This window comes from Pantoea sp. MBLJ3 (genome assembly GCF_000816655.1).
Lineage (GTDB): Bacteria > Pseudomonadota > Gammaproteobacteria > Enterobacterales > Enterobacteriaceae > Pantoea > Pantoea eucalypti.
Map to the genome: position 1 here is coordinate 1 of NZ_JSUT01000017.1, position 8,717 is coordinate 8,717.

Genomic DNA, 8,717 nt, shown 5'->3' on the forward strand with positions numbered 1-8,717 from the left:
GTTGCCCGCCAGGCGCGTCTCTACGTTAACCGCGTACTCCTTCAGCAGCGTCTGCACAATCTGCGGCACCGTCTGGCTCTGGAATATGCGCAGGTTGCGGTCGCGCTGCATCGGCCACAGGTCCGGCTCCACCGTCAGCTGGTAGACCGCGTAGCGGGTGCCGCTCAGCTCCTGGCTGCGCACCGCCACCCGGGTGATTTTGCCGTTGAGGTAGCGCGGGCTCAGCGCGTTCATCAGGCCGTCGGTCGGCAGCGTAAAGGTCACCGGCTTGCCCAGCAGGGCGTGACGGTCGATGCGCGCGTCGGTGGCCAGCAGTTCGGCGGTGAGCACAAACGGACGGGACAGCGTCTCGGTGCCCGTGAGCGTGTGGAACAGCAGGCCGTCCGCCGGCAGCTGTGCAGTAATGCGTGAGAACATAATCAGATTCCGTGCTTATATTAGAGATTAGGTACCAGTACGTCATGGCGCTGTCATCCAGAGTATCGATGTGCACCAGTGGCTCCCAGCCATCCGCGGTCGACAGGTAATGCGTGTCGCGCTGCTGCTTTCACCTACCGTTTGTAACTCTCTACACAGGCAGCACACCGTCCCGGTTTAGTTCCCGTGGTGTTACAGGACTTTTAGCCCGTCATGGCAGGCTTTTTAAACAGCCAGTCAGACATATTTATCTCACACTGGCAGCCTTCATACGCGGCCCAGACTTCCAGGCAGGGTGAGTCATCCGTGGTTAATTAGCGTCAGATGTGAGTTAAACCGATTCAGGGAGGCAACTGGTTCCAGTCCCTTGGCTGGAAGCTGCCTGGCAGCGCAACGATAATGCAGGATTTCTTCTCTGGCCAGGGTATAAAGGCATTTTCGGAAGCGCTGTTAGATCGCTTCCCTGGAGAAGCCCGACGTAAAAGAAAAGTATATTCCTTGTTAATATTAACAGCCTGTTTCCCTTCTTAGTTTAATTCGCCAGCCAGATGCCGTAATAAATCACTATAGTCCCAAGAGAAAGAATGACCTTTGAAAAAATGAACAGCCCTGGTGCCAGCTTATTGATAGCCGGTGAAAACCGCCTGTAATTGTCTGCATTATATTTCTTGTGAAAATCCATAACAGTGCCAAACATATTGCAGAATCCGACAAGTATAAATTTCATACCCCATATAAAAAATAATGATGCACCTAACGCCTCCATTAAGTCCCCTGCGGCGTCCCTGGTAAAACCCGGAATTATAGCTGCCAGTCCTTTAAGCACGAATCCAATAGCGATAATGGCGATAAAAATCCCAACAAAAGCTTTCCCTATACCAGCCAGCGTTTCTTTTCCATAGGAAATCTTACTGCTCCAGATAAAATACACCGTCACTGACCAGAACAATAAAAATGCTAAAATTTCCATGTTGTTGCCATCCATTTTTAAAAATCAATTAGCAGCCAGAATCGTTATGTAGCCGCTAATTATAGCAATATTGCTAAGGCCACCTCCCTCAACATTATCCGAATATCCTACACTGCTAATAATAAAATCACTCACGGAATTTATGATAAGTTACAAATAAACTTCACCCGTTAATCTTAATAATAAAGAAAATCTGACGCTGGTTGTTTCCGTATTAGTTTGATGATTGAGTCAGGGCGGTCAAATATGCGGATAAAATGCGGCTTTAAATAGAAGAATGAAAATTTAATGCCTGAGGACTCGCTTGCGGATGATCTATTAATTTAGAAAGCTGAGCTAAGTTACCAGCCTAATCATAACCCCAGTGAAATTTACCCTTAAGTTGGAGAAATTTTAAAAAGCAACATAGAGAATTATAAATTGATTAATAAAATACCCATAAATGTACTCACCTAATCTTTTCTCTCAATTCATTAGCTGATGCAGCATCACCAGAAGATTGAATCTCATCGATCAATCTCGAAGCTTCAATCATGTCTCCTTTATTTATCAAATAAACCGCATAATTGTACCTGGCAACCTCATTTCCTTGTAAGGCAGATATTTTCAACCATTTTATCATGTCAGGCTTGATGAAATTTGAAAATGCATAATACTGATATAGCTTAATAGAGGCATCGCTATTTACCTCCAAGGATTTCTTCTTGTAATAAAAAATTTCATCTTCATTTAAATAGTAAATAGTTCCACTTAAAAGCATTCTTGAACCTCGCGACCAGCTCACGATGAAAATATTAGACTCGTCAAAATAGATAATAAAATATAAATTATCGTTAATTTTCACTGAAGGATATGAGCATCTCTAAGAAAATAGCAGAGAGTTGAAATCATGAATAAAAAACCGGAATGAGCATAATAGCCGCCTCCGGTAGATACCAAGAAACTAGGTTAGATCACTTTTAAAGTGTTAAATCAATCACCTTTGAAGCAACCAATATATTTTAATCCTTTAAAATCACTACCTATAGCAGGAAAATTATCAACGTCAAGATTTGAATACCATAAAATGGCGTTTGCTTTATCAATTCCCAAGTTGGCGCATGTATTTCTTATTTTTTCCATCTCGCTTAGATCAACTGCTGCTTGCTCAAGTATCTCATTAAGAGGAACATCTTTTTCTTCTCTTGGTATTATTCCTATAAAGTCTTCATCGTACCACTTTGTGCCAAGATACTGACAAAATGCACAAACTTTATAGGAGGGATCCTCAAAATCCCCTTCAGTTGAGTAATCAAGCTCAAAATATTTCAAATAGTCTTTTTCGGAATCATAATTACTTCCTATCCAAAGATGTACAATATCCGCGTCGTAATTAGTATTCATCAAAAGCATCCTGTTCGTTTCATGTGGATCGAATGGTGTGTTTCTATAATGTCTATGGCTTGCATCTTAGTTTCAGCACTTTTTAAATCACTGATAAGTTTGTTATGGAAATGCCGCCCTGCTTTACTTCCATGATGAGGACCATTTGGGACAGGCATTCCATTTCTATCAGTGACATTAATAAATGTAATTTCGCTAGTCGGAACTGTCATTGCTTTAAGCTCTTCTGCGCTAAACCCTAACTCTTTCGCTTTAGATGCTATCGATACAGGGAACATTTCATGCATACCACCGGGACTTCGAAGAGCACTCTCAACAGCTGATTTATTATCGATAATATCCTGAACTGATGCGCCATTAAACCAGGAGTTAAACGTGCCTTTTTCCCAAGGAATCAAGCCTAATGGATCCACCCAAACCATTGGATCATTAACATAGGTGTAAGTATTCAATCCACCCTTTAACCCTATCGGATCCGGCTGCGTATAGCGACCGCCGCGCGGGTCATAATATCTTAGCGTGTTATAGTGCAGCCCGGTTTCACGGTCAAGGTACTGTCCCTGAAAACGAAGGTTCTGCGGCACGCCCCAGCTCGCATTACACTGTTCTGACAGGGTGCGCCCCCAGACAGAGAAGTTGCCGCGCCAGACGCTTTTGCCTTCCTCATCAGTCAGCCTGTCCGGCAGGCCGTTTATCTCGGTGTGGTACCAGTAAATATCACTATGCGCGCCTGTGCTGTCAATACGTGCCAGCGGTTCGTAGCTGTTTTCTGCATAAACATAGCGTACGCCTGTGTCTGGCCTGTGAGTGCTGCTTTCACCAACCAGTTGCATGCCCAGCCAGGCAAATTTTGTGCATTCCGGCTGCTCCTGACGGTGCCGCCAGACGCGTTTTTCCGTACGGCGTCCCAGCGCATCGTACAAGTATTGCGCGCGGCTGAATTCAATATCACCCTCAATCTGAACATCACTGATACGATGCTCACTGTCATAGAAAAAACGCTGCACAATACCCCGGTGGCTATCATGCCGCTCCGTCATACGACCAAAGCCATCATATTCCCAGCGCACACCATCCAGACGCCTCAGCATGTTATTCCGTACCGGATGTAAATCCTGTGTTGTCTGATTGTCTGCAGCGTCATACAAAAACTGTTCATCACAGCCCGGCATTATGCTTTGCGTCACCCTGCCAGCTGCATCGTATCCCCATAGCAACTGTCGGTATTTCTCCTGCGGCGACGACGGTGTGCCATCTGTATAAATCTGACGGATAATCTGATCGGCCTGATCCCACTGGTAACGTCTTTCTGCAATCAGCGTTTTACGCGGGTTGTCCAGACAGCGCCGATGGGAAATCCGTCCCGCCACGTCATAATATGTCTCCTGCGTTAGCACGCCCTGCGTGCGATTCGTTTCCCGGTGCAGACGGTCTCGCTGATATCCTGCCAGGGACAACTTTTTCGCGTTGAAGGAGAGTTGAATCTCCAGAAGATGTCCACTGCCGTAACGAAGAAAGTCGATTTTCTGTCCATCCGGGTATGACGTTGCACTCAGATTATTCAGTGCATCATATTGATGACAGTACTCCCCTGAATGATTTTTTTCGCTGATCAATCTGCCCAGTTTATTATAGGTAAATATCTGATATTCAGCATGTTCCGGGTCACGCATCTCAATAGCAGCCTGACGCCATTCCTGATATGGCGCGCGACAAATCTCTAATGCCAGGGCACTGTGCCGGAACTCGGTCCGATGCTCACATGTTTCACGCGCCGTCATTCGCCCCAGCGCATCATATTCATAGTTCGTGACTTGAGGCGGCATTTCGCTGCTGCTGTCCGGATAGCGGATAAGCGACTCTACCTGCTGGAGCGCATTGTAATGATACTCGGTCTTCCGTCCTGCATAATCCTGCTGCTGCTGCAATAATCCAGTCGAACTATAGCTAAAATGCCACTCCTGCATGTTGCTGTTAATTAATGTTGTCAGTCGCCCAGCCCGATTGAAACGAAACTGTGTTTTCTGGCCCGCCGGATCAACTGCCTCAATGACCTGACCACGGGAATTTAAAGTAACTTTATGCGCCAGAATACCTTCAATACTTTGCCCGCATAGTAAGCCGGCTTTATTGTATTCGAATCGGGTTTCACGTCCGTCCGGACGCGTTAAAATTTCAAGTCGCCCCGCCGGACTCCATGCAAATCGCTGTGTATTGCCCAGCGCATCCGTGATGCTTACCAGCCTTCCTGTATCATCATACTGACGGCGAGCAGGGTAACCGGAACAGTCTTCTTCGCGGATTAGTTGGCCACGACTGTCCCACCAGAAACAGTGCCGGTTACAATGAGCATCTATGCGCTCAACCAGATCTCCCTGTTCATTCCATTTAAAAAGCGTGGTTGCACCTTCCGGATCGGTCAGAGACACAACATCACCGGCTAGATTATACTCGTATTGCCATACTGCACCGTTCGGTAACACCTCTTTCAACGGGAGCGCATATAACGGATGCCAGGTTTTAAGCGTGGTGCGCTCCAGCGGATCGCGCTCCATCGTCAGATTTCCACGCGCATCAAAAGCGTACTCCCAGCGGGCTCCGTCGGGCTGGACCATCTCATTTAGCTGTTCACTGGTCCCAGCCCAGTTGAATGCCCAGCTACCGCCATGTTCATCGGTATAAGCCGTTATACGGTACAACATATCCCAGCGATGCTGACTGGATACACCTTCATCGTTACTCACATAGGCGATGCGTTCTTTTTCGTCAGTATTAATACGCCAGTTTTCCAGCACGCTTGCCTGTTCATCCAGCACCTGGTAGGAAGAAACTCGCCAGTGCCTGCTGTCCAGAGCGGGTTGCCACTGATACTGAACTTTCAGGCCGGTTGAAAAACTGTGCCATGCCAGCATGTCACTAGCCCGATCCCAGCCATACTGGCGCAAAACGATGTTGTCCGCATCGCTCACCATGATCAGCTGGTTCTGCTCGTTGTAACGGTAAGACACCATGCAGCGGCGCGTATTTCCACAAACCTGATATACTGCGCTAAGCCGTCCCCACTCCTGATACTCAAGCTCGACATCAAGTGCTTCATTATCACTAAAGATGCGTACCAACTGCCCCTGCTTATTCCATTCAAAATATTGAGCATTTTCATGGCGATCGTAGAGACGATGCAGGCGCCATTCGCCCATATTTAAGGGATCCGGTTCGTAAAGCTGGTGTTCGCCGTCATGATGCTGTATCACCATCGCACCGTTCGGGCTACAGAACAGTTTCAGACCTTCTTCCTGAAAATCAATGACGTCTCCTGTATTGACCTTGCCCATGCCCAACTCACGGCCAGTCATATCACGAAACATCAGTTGATTATCCGGCAAACGATACAAGCGGGTTTCAAAAGGCAGCATCCAGCCAGTACCTAATATCCCGGCTGCTAAGTTGCGACTGTGGTAAATACGCTGCCATCTGAGTGGTATGCGATCCGGTAGCACAAAATCGAGGTCTTCATCCTGTGCAAGGATTTTAGCGCCAGTAGCAATATTGACAGGAAATGCCGTACTACTGGCTTTAATGACTGCCTGAGCAGCGGCTTCGGTTGCGACGATGCCGCCGAGCGGGCAAATGATTTCTTTAGCAAGGCCGCGCAGAATCAGACGGCTGTAACCAAACTTGATCAGCTGTGGCAGTACCCCTGCCAGGGCCCCGCCCAGTAAATTACCAGCCATATACGCCAGCATGTTTTTACCGCTGTGGATGTCACGCACTGTAATGGTATCGCCGCCGATGCGTACACGGGGATTTTCGCTAATTTTAATAACTGCTTCACAAGTGCTTTTGTCACCATTACGCGCAGCAGGCTGGTTATTGATTAACACTTTTTTTGAACCCTGCGCGATAAAATTACTGCTGGTGACCATATGGCCTTTAGCACATGCGACTTTATCCTGCGGCATGGGTGCCGCATAAGGGTTTGCACTTTCCACCACAGGCTGAGTCAGGCTGGTCCAGACGCTTTTTCCCCAATCTTTAATGTCATCAGACGTAATGTGGCTAGCCTTCTCAGCCACTGACATAAGCGCAGCACCGGGATTCAGTGTTGTTTTCATTGCCATTGCTACGCCAGTAAGCGCAAGCATACCGATCCCCGCCCAGTCAATGCCTTCATCTTGGGCAACTGGCATATTAAGATAGCCACGATCCACAGTGCCGGCTGCGCGCGCTGCCTTTTTCCCCATTATCAACACATCGTCAGACCCACTGATGATGATCGCATCAGGCGGTCCGGGATCAATTACGCTGTCGACAAATTTGCCTGCAGCGTCGCCGATTTCCTCAAGTTTTCCGCTGAAAATCAGCCCGGCAATCGCTGCACCGCCAATCACCGCACCAATTCCTGTACCCGCGGCCAGCATCACTCCTGCAACGATGGCACCTTCTACCAGGCCTCCCACAAAATCGGCAAGCGCCGAGCTATGCACCAGGGGGTCGTCGATACGGGCTGCAATAAAATCCGTCATCGTCAGACTCCCAGTTGCATACCCGCTTTGACTGAGTTCCAGAGCGCATCTGTATCTGCATCAAAAGGGGTCGTTCGGCTAAAGGTCAGTACAAGGAGATGATCTTCCATTCGCACGATCGCTAGCTGTTCATACATCATGACATGCTGGTTCTCGAAAGAGAGTTTGACCTCTTTTGCAGACTGGCCCGCAATAGTGCTTGTCACCTGCTCACCCATTACAACCTTCTTCATTCGCTGCTTAATCCTGGCCAGCTGCTGGGAGAAATAGTCATTTTCTTCTTCAGGTGAGATATCCCATGCGCGGGTGATGACTAAAGTTGCATCACTGGCAGGAAATTTCAGAACATTGATGCTGTGATCCTGCCAGGCATCAGACAAGTTGAGGGTGCCCTCTGAAAGAGCAAATGATTTAATTTCCATTATTCTTTACTTCCCTGATTAAATGCCGCTTTTACAGCATTCTGAATTTGTGCTGATGTGGGCTCTGTATCAGAAGCAGCGGCAGGTTTACTAATATTTAAATCCAGCGTACCGCCGGTATTAATTTCACCCTGCCCGGACGCGTTCACTGTGAAATTTATACATTGCAGATTGACCTGACCGTTAGCGCCTAATTCCAGAATGGATTGACCAGCCACCAGACGTATTCCGGTATCAGAAGCTTGCACAATGCCTCCCTGCACTAGTTGTAAAAAACCACCACCAATTACCTCCGTATGTGAAAGCTGTGTTGCCTGCTCATGCGCACCGGCCACCTTACCTTTGTAGTCTCGATTAATGCTGACGGTTTGTGAGCCACCAACACTATGTGATTCATCATTTTTAACATGGGTATCCATGTTCTTTTGTGCCTGGATCCACAGGTGTTCCTCACCCGCCTTATCCTCAAACCTCAGCGCGTTCGCCGTATCCGCCGTGCCGTCCTTTGACCGGCTTAAAAAGCCCATCTGCGTCGCCGCCGCCGGCAGCGCCCACGGCGGCATGCTCGCCTCGTTGTACACGCGGCCGATAATCAGCGGACGGTCCGGATCGCCGTTGATGAAGTCCACCACCACTTCGTCGTTAACGCGCGGGATCTGCACCCCGCCGAACCCCTGACCCGCCCAGGCGCTGGAGACGCGCACCCAGCAGGAGCTGGTGTCGTCGCCCTTCGCCAGCCGGTCCCAGTGAAACTTCACCTTTACCCGCCCGTAGCGGTCGGTCCAGATCGACTCGCCTTTCGGCCCCACCACCTTCGCGGTCTGCGGACCGTGCGTTTTCGGCCACGGCGTCTCCGGCGGCGTGCGGTACGTCACCGACGACGGCAGCACCGTGAAGCTGATATTGTGACGGCTCTCGCCGGTGTCGCCGCTGGCGTAGCTGTTCTCGGCGAAGTCATAGGTTGCTGAAGTCACCAGATACTCGCCGTTGTCGCTGAAGTGC

At 48.7% G+C, this 8,717-nt stretch carries 7 protein-coding genes; all 7 read right to left on the bottom strand.

What is annotated here, in order from left to right; all coding sequences use genetic code 11:
* Positions 1-417 (bottom strand): contractile injection system protein, VgrG/Pvc8 family (locus NP77_RS19040; protein WP_039661308.1); only part of this gene is annotated, 417 nt, incomplete at its 3' end.
* Positions 418-949: 532 nt separating this feature from the next.
* Entirely contained in the window at positions 950-1,387 is a 438-nt protein-coding gene (locus tag NP77_RS19045; protein ID WP_039661309.1) for a hypothetical protein, read from the bottom strand.
* Between the two features lie 448 nt (positions 1,388-1,835).
* On the bottom strand, positions 1,836-2,147 hold the full coding sequence (locus tag NP77_RS19050; RefSeq protein ID WP_052250675.1) for a hypothetical protein: 312 nt from the start codon (positions 2,145-2,147) through the stop codon (positions 1,836-1,838).
* Between the two features lie 212 nt (positions 2,148-2,359).
* A complete protein-coding gene (locus NP77_RS19055; RefSeq protein WP_033761564.1) occupies positions 2,360-2,770 on the bottom strand; it encodes an immunity 22 family protein in 411 nt (136 codons plus the stop codon).
* Positions 2,770-7,293 carry an RHS repeat-associated core domain-containing protein gene (locus tag NP77_RS19060; RefSeq protein WP_039661310.1) on the bottom strand — a complete coding sequence of 1,508 codons (4,524 nt, stop codon included), beginning with the start codon at positions 7,291-7,293 and terminating at the stop codon, positions 2,770-2,772. Before NP77_RS19060 ends, NP77_RS19055 begins: the two co-directional genes overlap by 1 nt.
* 2 nt (positions 7,294-7,295) lie before the next feature.
* Entirely contained in the window at positions 7,296-7,715 is a 420-nt protein-coding gene (locus NP77_RS19065) for a DcrB-related protein (RefSeq protein ID WP_003849020.1), read from the bottom strand.
* On the bottom strand, positions 7,715-8,717 hold a 1,003-nt coding region (locus NP77_RS19070; protein ID WP_039661311.1), incomplete at its 5' end, for a type VI secretion system Vgr family protein. The genes NP77_RS19065 and NP77_RS19070, both read right to left, overlap by 1 nt.

What these genes read in the sequence shown, in the direction of transcription:
- NP77_RS19045 (WP_039661309.1), bottom strand. Translation starts at nt 1,387, where the DNA reads ATGGAAATTTTAGCATTTTTATTGTTCTGGTCAGTGACGGTGTATTTT.
- NP77_RS19050 (WP_052250675.1), bottom strand. Translation starts at nt 2,147, where the DNA reads ATGCTTTTAAGTGGAACTATTTACTATTTAAATGAAGATGAAATTTTT.
- NP77_RS19055 (WP_033761564.1), bottom strand. Translation starts at nt 2,770, where the DNA reads ATGAATACTAATTACGACGCGGATATTGTACATCTTTGGATAGGAAGT.
- NP77_RS19060 (WP_039661310.1), bottom strand. Translation starts at nt 7,293, where the DNA reads ATGACGGATTTTATTGCAGCCCGTATCGACGACCCCCTGGTGCATAGC.
- NP77_RS19065 (WP_003849020.1), bottom strand. Translation starts at nt 7,715, where the DNA reads ATGGAAATTAAATCATTTGCTCTTTCAGAGGGCACCCTCAACTTGTCT.